The organism is Pseudomonas sp. S60 (genome assembly GCF_016647865.1).
In the GTDB taxonomy this organism is placed as follows: Bacteria; Pseudomonadota; Gammaproteobacteria; order Pseudomonadales; family Pseudomonadaceae; genus Aquipseudomonas; species Aquipseudomonas parafulva.
Genome location: NZ_JACVVH010000070.1, coordinates 1 through 19,321 on the forward strand (window position 1 = coordinate 1; position 19,321 = coordinate 19,321).

A 19,321-nucleotide genomic window follows, 5' to 3' on the forward strand; every position below is an offset into this window, starting at 1 on the left:
GCCCGTCACCTCCCTCCGCAATCCCTACGCTCGGCCTCCTGAAGTCGCAATCTGTGTTGCCTGAACTATCGCGCGCTTAGAAGCAAAAGCGGTCGAGTGCTTTCAGTTAGTAAACGGATATATTTAAGGTCGCTGTTGCTGCGGATCTTGATTCAGCCCATGCAATCACACAGCCCCCCCCGCCATCAGCCACCGATCCAGCCAGCCGCTTGAAACCCTTGGCCCCCTGCCCCATCTAAGCACCATAGTCATTCACGCAGGTGCCCCATGAGCGACCAGCAGGATCTCCCCGAACACCCCGACGACCACGCTGAAGTCGAACACACCACAGCCCAGCCTGGCACCAGCCACGCCCTGGCCCTGCCCGGCCAGCAACTGCCGGACAAGGTCTATGTGATCCCGATTCACAACCGCCCGTTCTTCCCCGCACAGGTACTGCCGGTCATCGTCAACGAAGAGCCCTGGGCCGAAACCCTGGATCTGGTGGCCAAGTCGCCTGACCACAGCCTGGCGCTGTTCTTCATGGACACCCCAGCTGAAGACCATCGCCACTTCGACACCAAAGCGCTGCCCGAGTACGGCACGCTGGTCAAGGTGCACCACGCCAGCCGCGAGAACGGCAAACTCCAGTTCGTGGCCCAGGGCCTCACCCGGGTACGCATCCGCACCTGGCTCAAGCACCATCGCCCGCCTTATCTGGTGGAGGTGGAATACCCACGCCAGCCAGCCGACCCCACCGACGAGGTCAAGGCCTACGGCATGGCCCTGATCAATGCGATCAAGGAACTGCTGCCGCTCAACCCGCTTTACAGCGAGGAGCTGAAGAACTACCTCAACCGCTTCAGCCCCAACGACCCTTCGCCGCTCACCGACTTCGCCGCCGCACTCACCTCGGCCACGGGCGGCCAGCTACAGGAAGTGCTTGACTGTGTGCCCATGCTCAAGCGCATGGAGAAGGTCCTGCCCATGCTGCGCAAGGAGGTGGAAGTCGCGCGCCTGCAAAACGAGATCTCCGCCGAGGTCAACCGACAGATCGGCGAGCACCAGCGCGAGTTCTTCCTCAAGGAACAGCTCAAGGTCATCCAGCAGGAGCTGGGCCTGACCAAAGACGACCGCAGCGCTGACCTGGAGCAGTTCGAACAGCGTCTCGAAGGCAAGACGTTGCCAGCCCAGGCTCGTAAGCGCATTGATGAAGAGATGGGCAAGCTGGCCATTCTGGAAACCGGCTCGCCTGAATATGCCGTCACCCGCAATTACCTGGACTGGGCTACTGCCCTGCCTTGGGGGGTGTATGGCAACGACAAGCTCGACCTCAAGCATGCCCGCAAGGTGCTCGATGCGCACCACGCCGGCCTGGGTGACATCAAGGAACGTATCCTCGAGTTCCTGGCCGTCGGTGCCTGGAAAGGCGAAATCAGCGGTTCGATCGTGCTGCTGGTGGGCCCGCCCGGGGTCGGCAAGACCAGCATCGGTAAGTCCATCGCCGAATCCCTGGGCCGGCCGTTCTATCGCTTCAGTGTCGGCGGCATGCGTGACGAAGCAGAAATCAAGGGGCACCGGCGCACCTACATCGGCGCACAGCCCGGCAAGCTGGTGCAGGCGCTGAAAGACGTCGAAGTGATGAACCCGGTGATCATGCTCGACGAGATCGACAAGATGGGCCAGAGCTACCAGGGCGACCCAGCCTCGGCCTTGCTGGAAACCCTGGACCCGGAGCAGAACGTCGACTTCCTGGACCATTACCTGGACTTGCGCCTGGACCTGTCGAAGGTGTTGTTCGTGTGTACCGCCAACACCCTCGACTCTATCCCCGGGCCGCTGCTCGACCGCATGGAAGTGATCCGGCTTTCCGGCTACATCACCGAAGAAAAGCTGGCCATCGCCAAGCGTCACCTGTGGCCCAAACAGCTGCAAAAGGCCGGTGTGGCCAAGACCAGCCTGAGCATCAGCGACAGCGCGCTGCGCACGGTGATCGAAGGTTACGCACGAGAGGCCGGCGTGCGGCAGCTGGAAAAACAGCTGGGCAAGCTGGTACGCAAGGCCGTGGTCAAGCTGCTGGAGGACCCCACCGCCAAGCTCAAGATTGGCCCCAAGGACCTGGAAGCTGCGCTGGGCATGCCCGTATTCCGCAGCGAGCAGGTTCTGGCAGGCAAAGGCGTGATCACCGGCCTTGCCTGGACCAGCATGGGTGGCGCCACCCTGCCGATCGAGGCGACACGCATCCACACCCTCAGCCGTGGGTTCAAGCTCACCGGCAAGCTGGGCGACGTCATGAAGGAGTCTGCCGAAATCGCCTACAGCTATGTCAGCTCCAACCTCAAGCAGTTTGGCGGTGACGCAGGCTTCTTCAACGAGGCATTCATCCACCTGCACGTGCCCGAAGGTGCAACGCCGAAGGATGGGCCGAGCGCCGGCATCACCATGGCCAGTGCCCTGCTGTCACTGGCCCGGGACCAGGCGCCGAAGAAGGGGGTTGCCATGACGGGCGAGCTGACCCTGACCGGCCAGGTACTGCCCATTGGTGGCGTGCGGGAAAAAGTGATTGCGGCACGCCGGCAGAAGATTCACGAATTGATCCTGCCCGAGCCCAACCGTGGAGACTTCGAAGAGCTACCGGACTACCTGCGTGAAGGGCTGACAGTGCATTTTGCCAAGCGCTTTGCCGACGTGGCCAAGATACTGTTCTGACACCTTTAAAGGGCTGCTCGCGCAGCCCTTTTACCCACTCGACCGCTCAGTGGATGCAACAATCGGTTATTCTCAGGCCGTCGCCAGCCTCTGGAGCCGCTATGTCCAGCTATCGCCTACTTGCCCCTGTGGGGCTACTGCTTTTGTCTGCCTGCGCGCAGCACCCTACCCAGCCCGTCGAGCTCGATGCCGAGAGCGAATGCCCCGTGTACCTGAAGGTGGGCCAAGCCTTGAGCCTGTCCCTGCCCAGCAACCCGTCTACCGGCTACCGATGGCAGGTAGAGTCAGCTGCCCAACCGGCGCTCGAAAGCCTGGGCCCGGAGGTGTACAGCGCCCCACAAGAAGAAGACGTGGTGGGCAGCGCCGGCCTTTCGACCTGGCGCTTCCAGGCCAGCACCCCGGGCAAAGCCGTTTTACGGCTGGTGTACCAACGGCCTTGGGAAAAACAGGTGCCCCCCGTACAGACCTTCGACTGCAAGGTCGTGGTGCGCTGAGCGTTCAACTGCGGTCATAGGCCTGCTGTACTGCTTTGAGGTACTCGCAGAGATCGTGAAGCGTCAGCGTTGCAGCTTCCAACGCCATGCCCGCAGTGAGTTTTTCGGCCTGTGCCTGCCAGTGCACTTCAACCTTGCGCAGTTCACCCAGCCACGCCTGCTTCAAGGCTTCAAGGCCAGAAAGCTCGGTGACGGCTTGCAGTTCGGTCTTGGCGTCCTGCAATGCACGTTGCACCAACTGCAGGTCGTTTGAAGCCTCGTCGATCTTCACCTGCAAGCGTGCATGGGCGTTGCTCAGGTCGTTGAAGGTTCTGCCACCTTCCAACACATCAGCATACTTGGCCAACTTGGCCGTTACCGACTTGAGCAACCCGGCATCGACCTTCGGGTCCTTGATCAGCCCCATCAGTTGGTCGATTTCTTCATCGCTGGGAATCAGGCCCTTGAAGGCGCTGGCGACCGAAGGCCGCTCGAAAACCTGGATAGCCTGCACCACGGCGGCGCGCTGTTCTCGCAGCGTAACCAGCCGCAAGTCGAAACCGCCCGCCTGCTCCTCCAGGCGATTGGCGCGTGATTGCAGGTGTGCCAGCGACTCAGGCAGCGCCGACAGCGAGTAGAGCTCCAGCCGCAGGTTGAAGCGAGCCAAGGTCGCATGGTGCTGGTTGAGCCGGGTCAGCACGTTCCCCAGCCTGGAGGGCGCATCCCCGGTGCGCGTGGAGGGGGCAAAATGCCGGTCCTCCAGCAGGACGATACCGCCGATCAGGCATTCCTTGAACGAGCGCTCCACCAGCAACAGCAAGTTTCGCAACTCATCAAGTTGTTCCCGCACCCGTGCAAGTACATGGCCGTCCCACATACTGATCAGCTCGAACATCTGTTCCTGCACCTGTTGCATCTTCATGAAATCGGGCAAGGCGGTTTTCAGGTTGACAACATCCATGTTAGGCATCCTCATATTCGTCGATCAATTCATTGAACAGCTCGGACAGGGTGTGGCAAATATTGCCGATCTTGGTCCAGGGCTTGATGACTTCTGAAAAATCGTGAACAAACGACTCGAGCTGCGTAATGGTATCCAACGCCTTGGCTTCTTCTACGGAGTTCTTGGCGTAGGAGGCCAGGTATAACCAGACATCGGCCAGGCGCTTGGTGGCGGCGGACAGGTCCTTGCAGCGGAACTGGAGGTCCCTGACCAGCGTCGAGACCCGCTCGAAATCTTCCATCGCTGGCACCATTTTCCCAAGCCGGCCGGCCAGTTCGTCACGTTCCTCGATCAAGGCATTCTTGCGCTTGCGAATTTTTTCGGCCCTGTCGCCAAACACACCACCGGTAATAATCAAGCCGATGGGGCCCAGTGCAATACCGGTGAAGGCGTACCCGACATTGGCATCGTATTCCGACTTCAACTGCTCGATCTGCTCATCCCATTGATCGAGCTGCTTGCGACGCTCGATGACGTCGGCGAGGGAGACAGTGTCGTCGAAGTGCCTCAACAGCCTGACCATACGGGGCTTCAGCTCGCGCTTGATCTCGTTGTTGAACCAGTTGGCCCGCCTGTCGACGTCATCAATCCGCCGCCCCGTATCTTCGATCTCCCGGACAATCTCATTGATACCCACTGCCAGAATAGCAGCGACCTGAGCCCGCTCGTCCTCGCTCAACGGACGGGTGTAAACATCCTCCCCCTGCTCGGCCCTACGCCGTTTGAGTGCGTTGAATACATCACTGCTTTCCAGGTTGCTCAACAGGGTGCCACCGCGGTTAACCAGGCTGTCGGCGAATGATTCGATCTCGGGGCCTAGCTGCTTGATGGTTCGCTCCAGGATGTCCCACTCATAGACATGACGGTGTAATGCTACATACAGGTCGTATACCTTGGTAGCATCAAGTCCAAGGGTGGCGTAGTCGAAATCATTTTCGATCTCTGCCTGCGTTCGGGGTAGCTGATGCACTTGATTGGCATACTGCTTAATAGCCTTGAGGTTCTCGGCGGTCAGCAATGTGCCTACCTGCTGACCGCCTTCTAATCGGCTCTCAATAAAAGCGAAATACTGTGCGGGCAGTGTCTTGACCCTGGAAATATTGTCCATCTGCTCTATGGGTGAATCGTCGTGCATAGCAATACCCCAATCATTCAATGAAGTCCCTGATGGTTTATTCATCAGGGCCATGAGCGGGGAGTATCAAACTTTCATACCGGCATCACATTCATCTGGCTAACTTATCAGTGTGCGAAAGTGCGCTGCAGCGGGTGTGAATAGCGGTACCCAGAAAGGTTGCCATGGCAAGAAGCCTGCCCATTCGATAAAATACGCCCCCGTTTTACCGTGCATCGAGCCCGCCGTGAGCCAACAACCCGACCGCCTCTTCGCCCAGCCCCTGGAGCAGGTACCCGACTTCGTCTTCAACGAAGACGTGGTGCAGGTGTTCCCGGACATGATCAAGCGCTCGGTCCCCGGCTACCCGACCATCGTCGAGAACCTGGGCGTGCTGGCCGCACGCTTCGCCCAGCCCGGCAGTGCCCTGTATGACCTGGGCGCATCGCTGGGGGCAGTCACCCAGGCGCTGCGCCGTCATGTGCGCAGCGACGGCTGCCGGGTGATCGCGGTGGACAATTCTGCCGCCATGGTCGAACGCTGCCGCCAGTACCTCACGGCCCAGGACTCGATGTTCCAGGAACTGTTGCCCGTGCAGGTGCTGGAAGCCGACATCCTCACACTGCCGTTCGAGCCTGCATCGGTGGTGGCGCTGAACTTCACGCTGCAGTTCATCGCCCCGGAGCAACGTCTGGAGCTGCTGGCGCGCATTCGCCAGTCACTGCTGCCCGGGGGCGCCCTGATCCTGTCCGAAAAACTCTGTTTCGCCGATGCCCAGCAACAGCGCCTGCTCAACGACCTGCACCTGGACTTCAAACGTGCCAACGGCTACAGCGAACTGGAAATCGCCCAGAAACGCAGTGCCATTGAAAACGTGATGCGCCCGGACACACTGGATACCCACCGCGAGCGCCTGCTGGCGGCCGGTTTTTCCAACGTGGTGCCGTGGTTCCAATGCCTCAATTTTGCCTCGTTGATAGCCCTGCCATGATTGATCTCTCCCCCCTTGTCCGCCGCCTGGCGGGCACGCCCCTGGCTAGCTGGTCACAAGGCCTGCAAGCGCAACTGGATGCAAAACTGGAAAAAGGCCACGGTGACCTGGACCGCTGGCGGGGCGCACTCGACGCCCTGCCTGCCCTGCAGGCCAGCCAGGTCGACCTGGTCAATGGCCTGCGCCTGGATTGCGCCTGCGATGACGCCAGCCGTGTGCAGATGCGCCAGGCACTGATGGGGCTCTCACCCTGGCGCAAAGGGCCCTTCGACCTGTTCGGCGTGCAGGTGGACACTGAATGGCGCTCGGACTGGAAGTGGTCGCGGGTGGGCCCGCACTTGAACCTGAAGGGCAAGCGCGTGCTCGATGTGGGCTGCGGTAATGGTTATTACCAATGGCGTATGCTGGGCGCGGGGGCCGACCTGGTGGTGGGTGTCGACCCCAACTGGCTGTTCTTTTGCCAGTTCCAGGCCGTGCAGCGCTACCTGCCAGACCTGCCCGCCTGGCACCTGCCGTTCGCACTGGAAGACCTTCCGGCCAACCTGGAGGGGTTCGATACGGTCTTCTCCATGGGCGTGTTCTACCACCGCCGCTCACCCATCGAGCACCTGCTTGCGCTCAAGGATTGCCTGGTCAAAGGGGGCGAACTGGTGCTGGAAACCTTGGTGATCGAAGGTGACGAACAGCAGGTGCTGGTGCCAGAAGACCGCTACGCACAGATGCGCAACGTGTGGTACTTGCCGTCGGTACCGGCGTTGGCGCGCTGGTTGCGGCGCGCCGGTTTCAGCGATGTGCGCTGCGTCGATGTCAGCGTCACGAGTGTGGAGGAACAGCGCAGCACGGAGTGGATGCGCTACCAGTCGCTCAGCGACTTCCTCGACCCTGACGACCATGGCAAGACCGTGGAAGGGCTGCCAGCGCCACGCCGGGCGACCCTGCTGGCGCGCAAGTGAATTGCCCGGCAGGCCGCAACTGATGGTTAGCGTGATGCAGCAAGAATCAGCGCTTTCATTTCCGCAACCGCAGCCTTGAAACCAACGAACAGGGCATGCGCCACCAAGGCATGGCCAATGTTCAGTTCGTTGATACCCTTGATCGCAGCGATGGCTTCGACATTGTGGTAATGCAGCCCGTGGCCGGCATTCACGATCAGGCCCTGGTCAATACCGAATGCGGCCCCCTGCACAATACGCTCAAGCTCCTGAGCCACCTCGGTGGGCGTGTGGGCATCGGCATAACGACCGGTGTGCAACTCGATGGCAGGGGCGCCGACCCGGCGCGAAGCTTCAATCTGCCGCTCGTCAGCATCGATGAACAACGACACTTCTGCCCCTGTGCGGGCCAGGCGCTCGACTGCGGCCTTGATACGCGCTTCCTGCCCGGCCACGTCCAGGCCACCCTCGGTGGTGAGTTCCTGACGCGTCTCGGGCACCAGGCAGATGTGGGCGGGGCGGAGTTTTTCGGCGAACGCCATCATCTCTTCGGTAACGCCCATCTCGAAGTTCATGCGCGTCTGCAGCACGTCCTTGAGCAGCAGCACATCGCGCTCCTGAATGTGGCGGCGGTCTTCTCGCAGGTGCACGGTGATGCCATCGGCGCCTGCTTCCTCGGCGTCCAGGGCTGCCTTGACCGGGTCAGGGTAGCGCGTGCCTCGGGCCTGACGCAGGGTTGCCACGTGGTCGATGTTGACGCCGAGAAGCATGCGGTTGCTGTGAGTCACGAAACGCTCTCCTAAGTTTGAGCGCTACAGCATACGTCGTGATCAGCGCTTGCGAAACAGTTCACGGCTAACCAGCGGCCTTGCCCCCAGGTGAACCGCCAGCGCCTGACGCATCAGGCGCTTGGCAGCCAGCAGTGCACCGGGTACATCCCAATCAGCCTCGGCCAACGCCAGTAATTCTGCACCGCCAAACAGGCCAGGCTGTACCAGCTCCACCCGCTCCAAGCCCGCATCCACCCGCAGGCGGTAACGGCCCTCGGCAGTAATAGGCTGGTCATTGACGTCGTTTTGCAGCGAGAAGGCATAGCCCAGCTCATCCAACAGCCGCCACTCAAATGCCCGTAGCAGCGGTTCCAGCGCGCGCCCAGCCACCAGCGCCTGCAGGGTCTGGGCATAGTGGTCGAACAGTTCGGGGGACGGCGCCTCGGCCGGTAGCAGGCGCATGAGCAGCTCGTTGAGGTACAAACCGCTGAATACCGCATCGCCATGCAGCCAGAGCGCAGTGCCGGCCCCTTCCAACCGGCCGACTGTCTTGAGTTCACCCCGCCCGCGCAACTCGACCTCCAGGGGGACGAAGGGGCGCACCAGGCTGCCACCCTTACCCCGTGCACGGCGCAGAACTGCACGTACGCGACCTTGCGGGGTATAGAAGTCCACCAGCGCACTGGTTTCCTTGTAGGCCCGGCTATGCAGCACGTAGGCAGGCTGCCCGACTGGTTGATCCATGGAGGGTCACTTGCTCGAGGTTTCGAGCCCTAGGGAAGCGGCTAGGCCGAGGGGCAAGCCGCTATTGCAACAGCGTCAGAGGTCGCCGTAACCCAGCGAGCGCAAGGCACGTTCATCGTCAGACCAGCCGCCCTTCACCTTGACCCACAGGTTGAGCATGACCTTGGCGTCGAACAGCACTTCCATGTCCTTGCGTGCGTCGGAGCCGATGCGCTTGATACGCTCGCCCTTGTCGCCAATGATGATTTTCTTCTGGCCATCCCGCTCGACCAAGATCAGCGCATGGATGTGCAGCACGTGGCCCTGCTGCTTGAATTCCTCGATCTCGACCGTGATCTGATAGGGCAATTCTGCACCCAGCTGGCGCATGATTTTCTCGCGCACCAGTTCGGCGGCCAGGAACCGGCTGCTGCGGTCAGTGATCTGGTCTTCCGGGAAGAAATGCTCGTTTTCCGGCAGGTGCTTGGCGATCAACGCTTCCAGCGACTCGAGGTTATGCCCCTGCTGCGCAGAAATAGGCACGATCTCGGCATTCGGCAATTGCGTCTGCAGCCATTGCAGGTGCGGGATCAGCTCGGCCTTCTCGTCCATGCGGTCGGTCTTGTTGACCGCCAGGATGACCGGCCCGGTCACGTACTGCACGCGCTCGAGCACCAATTGGTCTTCGTCTGTCCAACGGGTACGGTCCACTACGAAGATCACCACATCGACATCCTTCAGGGCGGCCGAGGCGTTGCGGTTCATGTAGCGGTTCAAGGCTTTGTCGTTGGCCTTGTGCATGCCGGGGGTATCGACGTAGATGGCCTGCACGTCACCCTCGGTTTTGATGCCGAGCATGTTGTGGCGCGTGGTCTGCGGCTTGCGCGAGGTAATGGCCAGCTTCTGACCCAGGATGTGGTTGAGCAGCGTCGACTTGCCGACGTTCGGCCGGCCAACGATGGCGACGTAGCCACAACGGGTCGGGGTGTTCTCAGTCATTGCCATTCTCCACGCCCAGGGCGATCAGTGCGGACGCGGCAGCGACTTGCTCGGCGATACGCCGGCTGACGCCCTGACCACGGCTCTTGTTGTTCAGCAGCACCACTTCGCACTCGACGAAGAAGGTACGGCAATGGGGTTCGCCCTGGATATCCACCACTTCATAACGCGGCAGCTCACAGCTGCGCGACTGCAGGAACTCTTGCAGGCGGGTTTTCGGGTCTTTGTTGGTGTCGACCAGCGTCAGGCCTTCGAATTCGTTGGCCAGCCACGCCAGCACACGCTCGCGGGCGGTTTCCATGTCGGCATCCAGGTAGATGGCGCCAATCAGGGCTTCCAAGGCATCGGCCAGGATCGATTCCCGGCGGAAGCCGCCGCTCTTGAGCTCACCGGAGCCCAGGCGCAGGTATTCGCCCAAGTCAAAACCACGAGCCAGGCGGGCCAGGGTTTCACCCTTGACCAACCGTGCCCGCAGGCGCGACAGCTGGCCCTCGCGGGCCTGCGGGAAGCGCTCGTACAGAGCCTCGCCCGCAACAAAATTAAGAATGGCGTCGCCTAGAAACTCCAGGCGCTCATTGTTGCGCCCGGCGTAGCTGCGGTGGGTCAAGGCCAGGAGCATCTGGTCCTGGTCCTTGAAGGTGTAACCGAGCTTTCGCTCAAGATGGGCAAGGGAAGCACTCATGCGACCACCCGATCGTTGTTAAACGCGTTGTTCAAATCAACATCCTGAAAGACTGTTTGGCTGTGGCGGCCGCGACGTGCGGCGAATCTCCCATCCCTGAGACACAGCCTATGTCAGAAATGCATTCGGCGCTGTCTGCTGGACAGCGCCGAAGGGTATCAATGGATCAGGCCGACCCGCGAAAGGTTGGGCAGGTGGCTGAGTTTCGGCTCAGGCCAGCTCATCCAGACGGCAAATGCCTTGCCGACAATGTTGCGGTCCGGAACCATGCCGTGCAGTTCTTTGGGAATATTCGGGTCATCCCAGTAGCGGCTGTCGTTGGAGTTGTCGCGGTTGTCGCCCATCATGAAGTAATGGCCTGCTGGCACGGTCCATTGCTGGTCCGGTGGCATGCGATAACGGCTCATCTCCTTGCGGATCAGGTGCTCGGCAGCACCGAGTTTTTCCTTGTACAGCTCTGCGCTACCCAAGGTGCCCGGCTCGGTGCCCACCAGTTGCTCGGCAATGGGCTGGCCATTGACGAACAGACGCTTGTCATTGGTGTAACGGATCTGGTCACCTGGCAGGCCAACCACACGCTTGATGTAGTTGACATTCGGATCGCTCGGGTAGCGGAACACCATCACATCGCCCCGCTGAGGGTCACCGATTTCGATCACCTTCTTGTCAATCACCGGCAGGCGAATGCCGTAGGAGAACTTGTTCACCAAGATGAAGTCGCCCACTTCCAAGGTCGGCTTCATCGACCCCGAAGGGATCTGGAACGGCTCAACCAGAAACGAGCGCAGCACCAGCACGATGAACAACACCGGGAAGAACGACTTGCCGTACTCGACCAGCAACGGCTCCTTGTTCAGGCGCTCGACCACCGCTACTTCCGGCTGGCTTACGCTGCCCTGATAGTTAGCGATGGCTGCACGACGCCGCGGCGCCAGGAACAGCAAGTCGATCAAGCCAAGCAGACCGCATACGAACACGGCGATGACGAGCAACAGCGGGAAATTTAGCGACATAGGACCTAGCTATCCAACCTGAGCACGGCGAGGAAGGCTTCTTGTGGAATCTCCACGTTGCCCACCTGTTTCATGCGTTTCTTACCGGCCTTCTGCTTCTCCAGCAGCTTTTTCTTACGGCTAACGTCGCCACCGTAACATTTGGCCAGTACGTTCTTTCTGAGTGCCTTGACAGTGGTCCGGGCAATGATCTGGCCGCCAATGGCTGCCTGGATCGCCACATCGAACATCTGCCGAGGAATCAGCTCCTTCATCTTCTCGGTCAGCGCACGGCCTTTGTAGGCTGCGTTGTCGCGGTGCACGATCAATGCCAGGGCGTCGACTTTGTCACCGTTGATCAACACATCCAGCTTGACCAGGTTGGCCGACTGATAGCGATCAAAATGATAATCCAGCGAAGCATAGCCGCGGCTGGTGGATTTGAGGCGGTCGAAGAAGTCCAGCACCACCTCGTTCATCGGCATATCGTAGCGCACCTGCACCTGGCTACCGAGGAACTGCATGTCACGCTGCACGCCGCGCTTTTCGATGCACAGCGTGATCACGTTACCCAGGTGTTCCTGAGGCACCAGAATAGTCGCGGTGACGATCGGTTCACGGAAGTCTGTGACGGCAGAGACGTCCGGAAGCTTCGACGGGTTGTCGACGATAATGGTTTCACCGGTTTTCAGTTCCAGCTCGTAAATCACGCTGGGCGCCGTGGTGATCAGGTCCAGGTCGTACTCACGCTCCAGGCGCTCCTGAATGATCTCCATGTGCAGCATGCCCAGGAAGCCGCAGCGGAAACCGAAGCCCAGTGCATCGGAGCTTTCCGGCATGTACTGCAGCGACGAGTCGTTCAGCGTGAGCTTCTGCAGCGCGTCGCGGAAGTCTTCGAAGTCATCCGAGCTGACCGGGAACAGGCCGGCGTAGACCTGCGGTTGAATTTTCTTGAAGCCTGGCAGCACCTGCACTTCAGGCGTGGTGGACAGCGTCAGGGTGTCGCCCACTGGCGCACCATGAATGTCCTTGATGCTGGCGATGATGAAGCCTACCTCGCCCGCCTTCAGGTCGGCGGTCTGGGTGTGTTTCGGGGTGAACACACCGACGCTGTCGACCAGGTGCAGCTTGCCGGTGGACTTGACCAGGATCTTGTCGCCTTTCTTGACGCGGCCGTGGCGCACACGCACCAGCGAGACTACGCCCAGGTAGTTGTCGAACCAGGAATCGATGATCAGCGCCTGCAACGGCGCGTCGATGTCGCCCTCGGGTGCCGGGATGGTATGCACCAGGCGCTCGAGCACTTCGTCCACGCCCATGCCGCTCTTGGCACTGCAGGCCACGGCGTCGGTAGCATCGATGCCGATGATCTTCTCGATCTCGTCCTTCACCCGGTCCGGGTCGGCCTGGGGCAGGTCCATCTTGTTCAGCACCGGCATGACCTCAAGGCCCTGCTCGATTGCTGTGTAGCAGTTGGCTACGGACTGTGCCTCGACACCCTGGCCCGCGTCGACCACCAGCAAGGCACCTTCACAGGCTGCCAGCGAACGCGAAACCTCGTAGGTGAAGTCGACGTGGCCGGGGGTGTCGATGAAGTTGAGCTGGTAGACCTTACCGTCCTGGGCCTTGTAGTTGAGCGTAACGCTGTGGGCCTTGATGGTGATGCCGCGCTCGCGCTCCAGGTCCATGGAATCGAGGACCTGGGCTTCCATTTCGCGCGCCGTCAGGCCACCGCACATCTGAATGAAACGGTCGGCCAGCGTCGACTTGCCATGGTCGATGTGGGCGATGATGGAGAAATTGCGGATATGACTCAAATCACTCACAGGTCAACACTCGAAAAGGCTGCGAGCCGGACGCCCGCCGAAAAATAGCCGGCAATTGTACCTTAAGCAGCTGGCAGATGGGAGATTCCTCTGCCCAACCGTCGGCAGCATCCGCCAGCCCAATTGTGAACATTCATGAAAAAGGGCAGCCATCGCTGCCCTTCTTCGCCTGTCAAAACGCCTTATTCAGCGAGCTTGAAGGTAATGAAGCTGGCGCGACCCTGCCGCAGTACCCGCATGGACACCGAACGGTTTTTCGGCAGTTCCTTGGCGATCTGCGTGAACTCCTTGGCCGAACCGATGGCCTGGTTGTTCAGGTGGCTGATGACATCACCGGGACGCAGGCCAATCATGGCTGCCGGGCCATCCTGCACTTCCTTGATGACCACGCCGCCCTTGAGCTCCAGGGACTTCTTCTGCTCGGCGGTCAAGTCCGCCACGGCAACACCCAGGCGGTTGCTGCTGCGTTCCACGCTGGTGTCGCTGCCAGGGGCGATATCGGCATCGTCATCCGGCAGTGCACCCACGCTGATATCCAGGGTCTGGCGTTTGCCATTGCGGATGATGTCCAGTTTTGCCTTTTCGCCGTCCTTCAGGCCACCGACCAGGTGCGGCAGGTCGGCAGACATGACAATCGGCTGACCATTCATGCTGAGGATCACATCACCTACCTGCAGGCCACCCTTGGCTGCCGGGCCGTTTTCGAGTACCTGGGCCACCAGGGCACCGGCGGGTTTTTCCAGGCCGAACGACTCGGCCAGGTCCTTATTGACCTCTTGGATAACCACACCCAGCCAGCCACGGCTGACCTTGCCGTCTTTTTTCAGCTGATTGGACACGTCGATGGCCACGTCGATCGGGATGGCGAACGACAGCCCCATGAAACCACCGGAACGGGTGAAGATCTGCGAGTTGATACCCACTACCTCGCCTTTCATGTTGAACAGCGGGCCACCCGAGTTACCCGGGTTGATGGCCACATCGGTCTGGATGAACGGCACATAGGTGTCATTTGGCAAGGTCCGGCCTTTGGCGCTGACGATGCCTTTGGTGACCGAGTGATCGAAGCCGAACGGCGAACCGATGGCCAGCACCCACTCACCGACCTTCAGCTTTTCGGAATCCCCCAGCTTGACGGTCGGCAGGTTCTTGCCCTCGACCTTGAGCAGGGCTACGTCGGTACGCGGGTCGGTACCCACCAGCTTGGCCTGCAATTCACTGCGGTCAGACAGGCGCACGATGATTTCGTCGGCATCGGCCACAACGTGGTTGTTGGTCAGCACATAGCCGTCGCTGGAAATGATGAAGCCCGAGCCGAGCGACTGCGCCTCGCGCTGGCGATCGCCACGCGGGGAGCGCGGCTGCTGGGGCATGTTGCGCTCGAAGAACTCGCGGAACATCGGCGGCAGGCCTTCGAGGTCAGGCATCTGCCCAGCGGCAATGCGGCGGTCCGGCAGCTTCTGCTTGGTACTGATGTTGACCACAGCCGGCGAAGCCTGCTCGACCAGCGTGGTGAAGTCCGGCAGGGCTTCCTCGGCCTGGGCGGTCAGCACCTGGCCGAGCATCAGCACAGCAGCGAACAGCGATAGATAGGATTTCAAGCGTGGTATTGACATACGGCTCCCGTCACAACGAGCGGTAGTTTAGAAAGGCCCCTGCACGACGCAGCAAAAGGTCAGGCTCCCAGAAGCCTGACCTATAGAAAATTTGCCGACGGATTGCAAATGACAATGCGTTAATTTCGTTTCAAAAGCCTGCACAGCGTGTGTGCAGTGCCCGCCGTCATTGACTGGCCTGGGCATCCTGCGGCCGCATCGACAATGCCACGCGCTCTGCTGTACCCAGGGGTATTTCCCCTACCACGGTTACCATCACCTTGCCCTTCGGCGTGTTCAGGCGACGCGACACAGCTGAAGTCGGGCCCAGCTGGGTACGAACATCGGCACCCGCTTCGTCCTTCACAGGCTCAAGGAACACCGAGAACCTGGCCAGGCCGTCGTCATACATCAGGGTACTTACCGTGCTGCCCTTCCCTGGCTCGCGACGGACGGCGCTGTTGATCAGCTCGAAGCCAGGCGGCAGCCAGTCTGAGCGCCAGCCAGAAACAGGGCTGCCCGCTGGCGCGGCGGCCGCAACCGGCTTGCACGAAGCGCTGGGGTGCAGATCGTTATCAGAAGGCACCTTGGGCTCAAGGCGGGTCATCTGGAAGCGCTCCAGCAGCTGGCCTTTCTCGTTGAGCATCAGCGAGCGAAGCGGCAACCCGGTCTGGCGATCCAGATTCAGTTCGAAACCGTAGCGGTGCTGGTCGCGTGGCGTGAGGGTGATAACTACAGCATCACGCCCAGCCACCCGAGACTTGCCCGACATGGCCAGGTCGTACCAGCCCATCAGTTTCAGAGGGTCCAGCACACGCGGGGCAGTGTCGGGCGGCGCCGTCACATCACTGGCAAGGCCGCCACCTACACACCGTACCTTGCCGTCGACGCGCACAATTTCCTGGGCGGTGCCGTCGAGCTGCAGCAGCCGCTCGCTGACGTTGCCGCCTTGGACCTTGTGCCAGATATCGTGGGAAGAGAAGCTACCGTTGCGTTCGTAGACGAATGAGCCCTGATAGCTCTGGGTTTGCTCGGCTTGTGCCAGCTTGGTAAGCCACTCGTTCGCCTCGGGCGACGAGTTGGCTGCCAACGCTGGCACCGCCATGCAGCTGCAGACCAGCAGCGACAGAAGGGGTAGCGCGCGCATGGTCCTCCCTACTTAACGATTTTCCAGGCTGGCTGCGCGAGCGTAAGGCAAAGCGGTTTCAGTCCCTTTCAGCGCGGACTCCTGAGCGTGCTGGCGCAGGTAGCCCGGCAGGCGCTGGTCCCAGCCAGCCTGGTTCTGCAACACACCGTTGGCCATCGGGCCGGTAGCCTGCTCGCTGCTTTCGCTATAGCCAGCCAGCACTGCCGGGCCCTGAGCCTGCGGAACAGTTACACCCTGCTGGGCAGGTTGCTGGGCGGCCAGCTCGGCACCGGTGATGTCGTCCTGGTTGTACATGCGCACACCTGCCAGCACAGCAAGGGTGACGGAGGCTGCAACAGCCAGGCGGCCGACAGTACGCCATGGGCCTTGCTTGACCTTGACCGGCACGGCCTCATCAGCCAGTGCTGCGGACACGGCCGAGGCGATGTCCAGGTTAGGCAGCAACAATTCCTTGTGCATGGCTGCGCGGGCAACCTGGTAGCGCGACCAGGTGGCACGGGTTTCGGCTTCGTCGACGGCGTTCAACACCCGACGCAGTTCCAGTTCATCCGCTTCGTTATCCATCACCGCGGACAGCGATTCCTGCAAAGCTTCACGACTCATGGCTGTTCCTCTCTTGGCTGTAGCCGCTGTCTCAGGTTTCCTGCAACAAAGGCTGCAGGGCTTTATCTATGGCCTCCCGAGCGCGGAAAATCCGAGAGCGCACGGTACCCACCGGACATTGCATGACACTGGCAATGTCTTCATAACTCAGTCCGTCGAACTCACGCAGGGTCAATGCCGTACGCAGGTCCTCCGGGAGCTGCTGGATGGTCCGATGGACGGTGCCTTCGATTTCATCCCGCAACAACGAGCGCTCTGGAGACTCAAGATCCTTGAGGCCATGATCGCCATCGTAAAACTCCGCGTCCTCGGAGCTCACATCACTGTCTGGTGGCCGCCTACCGCGTGACACCAGGTAATTTTTCGCCGTGTTGATGGCGATACGGTACAGCCACGTATAGAACGCACTGTCACCGCGAAAGTTGCCAAGCGCACGGTACGCCTTGATAAAGGCTTCCTGTGCAACATCCTGGGCTTCGTGGGTGTCGTGGACAAACCGCACGATCAACCCGAGAATCTTGTGCTGATACTTCAGCACCAACAGATCGAAAGCTCGCCTGTCACCACGCTGCACACGCTCGACAAGCTGCTGATCCTCTTCCTGGGTTAGCATGAACACTCCTCGGTAAACTCGAAGGAGCGCTGCAATGGCCATCGCTCAGGCTTGCAACCATAGACTCGGGCTTTGCGCAAAAGTTCTCCCCTCCAAGCAAGTTTCCTGCAGCCCTTGATCGGCGTGCACGGAAGACGTAGCACGGAACTGACCGGCAACGTCGATAATCAGGTTACGAATACGCAGGTGTGAGCCCGTTGGGAGCTACCGCCGTGCGTCGCCGCGGCAAATTGTTGGCGTGCAGGCAGCCTTCATAGGATTTCCGGCGACGCCGGAAAGTTCCCACGAAGGTTGCCGCTACCTGGCAAGTGGCATGGAAATTGGCTACCTGAGGCTGCTATAAAGGCAACCCGGCCAGGTTCACGATAGTTTCACAATGCCATCGGCGCGTGACTATTGTGCCGCGCCCTTCCAGAAGATTACTAGTGTCCCGACATGAGCCAACAATTCCAACATGATGTCTTGGTGATCGGCAGCGGCGCTGCGGGTCTCAGCCTGGCACTGAACCTGCCCGGCAACTTGCGCGTTGCCGTGCTCAGCAAGGGCGACCTGGCCAATGGCTCGACCTTCTGGGCCCAGGGCGGTGTAGCAGCGGTACTGGACGACACCGACACGGTACAGTCCCACGTCGAAGATACGCTCAATGCCGGCGGCGGCCTGTGCAATGAAGCGGCCGTGCGTTTTACCGTCGAGCACAGCCGCGAAGCCATCGAATGGCTGATCGAACAGGGCGTGCCTTTCACCCGGGACGACCACCACGGCGTCGACGACGGTGGCTTCGAGTTCCACCTTACCCGCGAGGGCGGCCACAGCCACCGGCGGATCATCCACGCCGCAGACGCCACGGGTGCCGCCATCTTCACCACTCTGCTCGCTCAAGCCAGGCAGCGCCCCAACATCGAGCTGCTGGAACAGCGCGTAGCGGTAGACCTGATCACCGAGCGGCGCCTGGGCCTTGCCGGCGAGCGTTGCCTGGGGGCCTATGTACTGGATCGCAACACGGGCCAGGTCGATACCTACGGCGCCCGGTTCACGGTGCTTGCGACAGGCGGTGCAGCCAAGGTTTATCTCTACACCAGCAACCCGGACGGTGCCTGCGGCGACGGCATCGCCATGGCCTGGCGTGCAGGTTGCCGGGTGGCGAACCTGGAGTTCAACCAGTTCCACCCCACCTGCCTCTACCACCCACAGGCCAAGAGTTTTCTGATAACCGAGGCGCTGCGTGGAGAAGGCGCCCTGCTGCGCCTGCCCAACGGCGAGCGCTTCATGCCGCGGTTCGACCCGCGTGAGGAACTGGCGCCGCGGGACATCGTGGCCAGGGCGATCGACCACGAGATGAAGCGCCTTGGGGTGGACTGCGTGTACCTGGACATCACGCACAAGCCTGCGGAATTCATCAAGAGCCATTTCCCGACGGTATACGAGCGCTGCCTGGGCTTTGGTATCGACATCACGCGTCAACCAATCCCGGTGGTGCCGGCGGCACATTACACCTGTGGCGGGGTGATGGTGGATGAGCGTGGCCATACGGATGTGCCGGGGCTTTATGCCATTGGCGAAACGAGCTTTACCGGGCTGCATGGCGCCAACCGCATGGCCAGCAATTCGCTGCTGGAATGTTTCGTCTACGGCCGCGCGGCGGCAGCGGACATTCAGGCGCACCTGGAAGCGGTGCCCATGCCGGTGGCATTACCGGGGTGGGACGCGAGCCAGGTGACGGATTCGGACGAGGACGTGATCATTGCGCATAACTGGGACGAGTTACGGCGGTTCATGTGGGACTACGTGGGGATCGTACGGACCAGCAAACGGTTGCAGCGGGCCCAGCATCGGGTAAGGCTGCTGCTGGATGAGATTGACGAGTTCTACAGTAATTACCGGGTGAGCAGGGATTTGATAGAACTGCGGAACTTGGCGCAGGTGGCGGAGCTGATGATTTTATCGGCGATGCGGCGGAAGGAGAGTCGGGGGTTGCATTATACGTTGGATTATCCTGGAGTGCTGGGGGAGGCCAAGGATACTGTGCTGAGTCCCGGGGAAGTTTGAATCAGATTAGTTGCGTCTCAAGCGGAATAACATTCTTTAGCGCAGGTGGCGCTTAGTCACCTTTCCGCCCTTACGGCGGGTTACTTTGGTCGCGGCCAAAGTAACCAAAGCCGCCCCGCTCCCG

Annotated in this window: 17 protein-coding genes; 5 read left to right on the top strand and 12 right to left on the bottom strand. The window is 60.8% G+C overall.

The annotated features are described in order from the left end of the window. Positions 1-267 precede the first annotated feature (267 nt). Together lon and IAE33_RS22910 are read left to right on the top strand one after the other, a co-directional pair. Positions 268-2,688 (top strand): endopeptidase La, encoded by a 2,421-nt coding sequence (gene lon / locus IAE33_RS22905; RefSeq protein ID WP_201165407.1) that lies wholly within the window; start codon positions 268-270, stop codon positions 2,686-2,688. A 101-nt stretch (positions 2,689-2,789) separates the two neighbouring features. Beyond that, positions 2,790-3,182 carry a protease inhibitor I42 family protein gene (locus tag IAE33_RS22910; RefSeq protein WP_201165408.1) on the top strand — a complete coding sequence of 131 codons (393 nt, stop codon included), beginning with the start codon at positions 2,790-2,792 and terminating at the stop codon, positions 3,180-3,182. A 4-nt stretch (positions 3,183-3,186) separates the two neighbouring features. Here the strand turns inward: IAE33_RS22910 and IAE33_RS22915 are convergent, their stop codons facing one another. Further along, a complete protein-coding gene (locus IAE33_RS22915; RefSeq protein WP_201165410.1) occupies positions 3,187-4,122 on the bottom strand; it encodes an alpha-xenorhabdolysin family binary toxin subunit B in 936 nt (311 codons plus the stop codon). A gap of 1 nt (position 4,123) precedes the next feature. Further along, complete coding sequence (locus IAE33_RS22920) at positions 4,124-5,353, bottom strand: alpha-xenorhabdolysin family binary toxin subunit A (protein ID WP_201165413.1); 1,230 nt, start codon at positions 5,351-5,353, stop codon at positions 4,124-4,126. Between the two features lie 172 nt (positions 5,354-5,525). Here IAE33_RS22920 and cmoA point away from each other — a divergent pair, with 172 nt between their 5' ends. Continuing rightward, on the top strand, positions 5,526-6,269 hold the full coding sequence (gene cmoA, locus IAE33_RS22925) for a carboxy-S-adenosyl-L-methionine synthase CmoA (protein WP_201165414.1): 744 nt from the start codon (positions 5,526-5,528) through the stop codon (positions 6,267-6,269). Beyond that, positions 6,266-7,222, top strand: coding sequence for a tRNA 5-methoxyuridine(34)/uridine 5-oxyacetic acid(34) synthase CmoB (gene cmoB / locus IAE33_RS22930; RefSeq protein ID WP_201165415.1), 957 nt, complete (start codon positions 6,266-6,268; stop codon positions 7,220-7,222). Before cmoA ends, cmoB begins: the two co-directional genes overlap by 4 nt. Before the next feature lie 26 nt (positions 7,223-7,248). Here the strand turns inward: cmoB and pdxJ are convergent, their stop codons facing one another. From pdxJ to rpoE, 10 genes are all read right to left on the bottom strand, one after another. Then, positions 7,249-7,971 (bottom strand): pyridoxine 5'-phosphate synthase, encoded by a 723-nt coding sequence (pdxJ, locus tag IAE33_RS22935; RefSeq protein WP_236407300.1) that lies wholly within the window; start codon positions 7,969-7,971, stop codon positions 7,249-7,251. Between the two features lie 60 nt (positions 7,972-8,031). After that, complete coding sequence (gene recO / locus IAE33_RS22940; RefSeq protein ID WP_201165417.1) at positions 8,032-8,715, bottom strand: DNA repair protein RecO; 684 nt, start codon at positions 8,713-8,715, stop codon at positions 8,032-8,034. A gap of 75 nt (positions 8,716-8,790) precedes the next feature. Beyond that, positions 8,791-9,693: a GTPase Era gene (era, locus tag IAE33_RS22945; RefSeq protein ID WP_028633675.1), complete on the bottom strand. Its 903-nt coding sequence runs from the start codon at positions 9,691-9,693 to the stop codon at positions 8,791-8,793. Next, positions 9,686-10,375: a ribonuclease III gene (rnc, locus tag IAE33_RS22950; protein ID WP_028633676.1), complete on the bottom strand. Its 690-nt coding sequence runs from the start codon at positions 10,373-10,375 to the stop codon at positions 9,686-9,688. Before rnc ends, era begins: the two co-directional genes overlap by 8 nt. A gap of 158 nt (positions 10,376-10,533) precedes the next feature. Beyond that, complete coding sequence (gene lepB / locus IAE33_RS22955; protein ID WP_060483079.1) at positions 10,534-11,388, bottom strand: signal peptidase I; 855 nt, start codon at positions 11,386-11,388, stop codon at positions 10,534-10,536. A gap of 5 nt (positions 11,389-11,393) precedes the next feature. Next, entirely contained in the window at positions 11,394-13,193 is a 1,800-nt protein-coding gene (gene lepA / locus IAE33_RS22960) for a translation elongation factor 4 (protein ID WP_201165419.1), read from the bottom strand. 182 nt (positions 13,194-13,375) lie between these two features. After that, the gene (locus IAE33_RS22965; protein WP_371262518.1) at positions 13,376-14,758 is read right to left on the bottom strand and encodes a DegQ family serine endoprotease; all 1,383 of its coding nucleotides are present in this window, start codon (positions 14,756-14,758) and stop codon (positions 13,376-13,378) included. A 217-nt stretch (positions 14,759-14,975) separates the two neighbouring features. Further along, positions 14,976-15,935 (bottom strand): MucB/RseB C-terminal domain-containing protein, encoded by a 960-nt coding sequence (locus tag IAE33_RS22970; RefSeq protein ID WP_201165423.1) that lies wholly within the window; start codon positions 15,933-15,935, stop codon positions 14,976-14,978. Between the two features lie 12 nt (positions 15,936-15,947). Continuing rightward, positions 15,948-16,538: a sigma-E factor negative regulatory protein gene (locus tag IAE33_RS22975; protein ID WP_201165430.1), complete on the bottom strand. Its 591-nt coding sequence runs from the start codon at positions 16,536-16,538 to the stop codon at positions 15,948-15,950. Positions 16,539-16,569: 31 nt separating this feature from the next. Beyond that, on the bottom strand, positions 16,570-17,151 hold the full coding sequence (rpoE, locus tag IAE33_RS22980) for an RNA polymerase sigma factor RpoE (RefSeq protein ID WP_003252049.1): 582 nt from the start codon (positions 17,149-17,151) through the stop codon (positions 16,570-16,572). Positions 17,152-17,586: 435 nt separating this feature from the next. On the opposite strand from rpoE, the gene nadB reads away from it, so the two are divergent. Continuing rightward, a complete protein-coding gene (nadB, locus tag IAE33_RS22985; RefSeq protein ID WP_201165432.1) occupies positions 17,587-19,197 on the top strand; it encodes an L-aspartate oxidase in 1,611 nt (536 codons plus the stop codon). The last annotated feature ends 124 nt before the right edge of the window (positions 19,198-19,321 follow it).

Bases quoted from the DNA above. Each gene is read 5' to 3' on its own strand.
- lon (WP_201165407.1), top strand. From the start codon at position 268: ATGAGCGACCAGCAGGATCTCCCCGAACACCCCGACGACCACGCTGAA.
- IAE33_RS22910 (WP_201165408.1), top strand. From the start codon at position 2,790: ATGTCCAGCTATCGCCTACTTGCCCCTGTGGGGCTACTGCTTTTGTCT.
- IAE33_RS22915 (WP_201165410.1), bottom strand. From the start codon at position 4,122: ATGGATGTTGTCAACCTGAAAACCGCCTTGCCCGATTTCATGAAGATG.
- IAE33_RS22920 (WP_201165413.1), bottom strand. From the start codon at position 5,353: ATGGCCCTGATGAATAAACCATCAGGGACTTCATTGAATGATTGGGGT.
- cmoB (WP_201165415.1), top strand. From the start codon at position 6,266: ATGATTGATCTCTCCCCCCTTGTCCGCCGCCTGGCGGGCACGCCCCTG.
- pdxJ (WP_236407300.1), bottom strand. From the start codon at position 7,971: ATGCTTCTCGGCGTCAACATCGACCACGTGGCAACCCTGCGTCAGGCC.
- recO (WP_201165417.1), bottom strand. From the start codon at position 8,715: ATGGATCAACCAGTCGGGCAGCCTGCCTACGTGCTGCATAGCCGGGCC.
- era (WP_028633675.1), bottom strand. From the start codon at position 9,693: ATGACTGAGAACACCCCGACCCGTTGTGGCTACGTCGCCATCGTTGGC.
- rnc (WP_028633676.1), bottom strand. From the start codon at position 10,375: ATGAGTGCTTCCCTTGCCCATCTTGAGCGAAAGCTCGGTTACACCTTC.
- lepB (WP_060483079.1), bottom strand. From the start codon at position 11,388: ATGTCGCTAAATTTCCCGCTGTTGCTCGTCATCGCCGTGTTCGTATGC.
- IAE33_RS22965 (WP_371262518.1), bottom strand. From the start codon at position 14,758: ATGCTCGGCCAGGTGCTGACCGCCCAGGCCGAGGAAGCCCTGCCGGAC.
- IAE33_RS22970 (WP_201165423.1), bottom strand. From the start codon at position 15,935: ATGCGCGCGCTACCCCTTCTGTCGCTGCTGGTCTGCAGCTGCATGGCG.
- IAE33_RS22975 (WP_201165430.1), bottom strand. From the start codon at position 16,538: ATGAGTCGTGAAGCTTTGCAGGAATCGCTGTCCGCGGTGATGGATAAC.
- rpoE (WP_003252049.1), bottom strand. From the start codon at position 17,151: ATGCTAACCCAGGAAGAGGATCAGCAGCTTGTCGAGCGTGTGCAGCGT.
- nadB (WP_201165432.1), top strand. From the start codon at position 17,587: ATGAGCCAACAATTCCAACATGATGTCTTGGTGATCGGCAGCGGCGCT.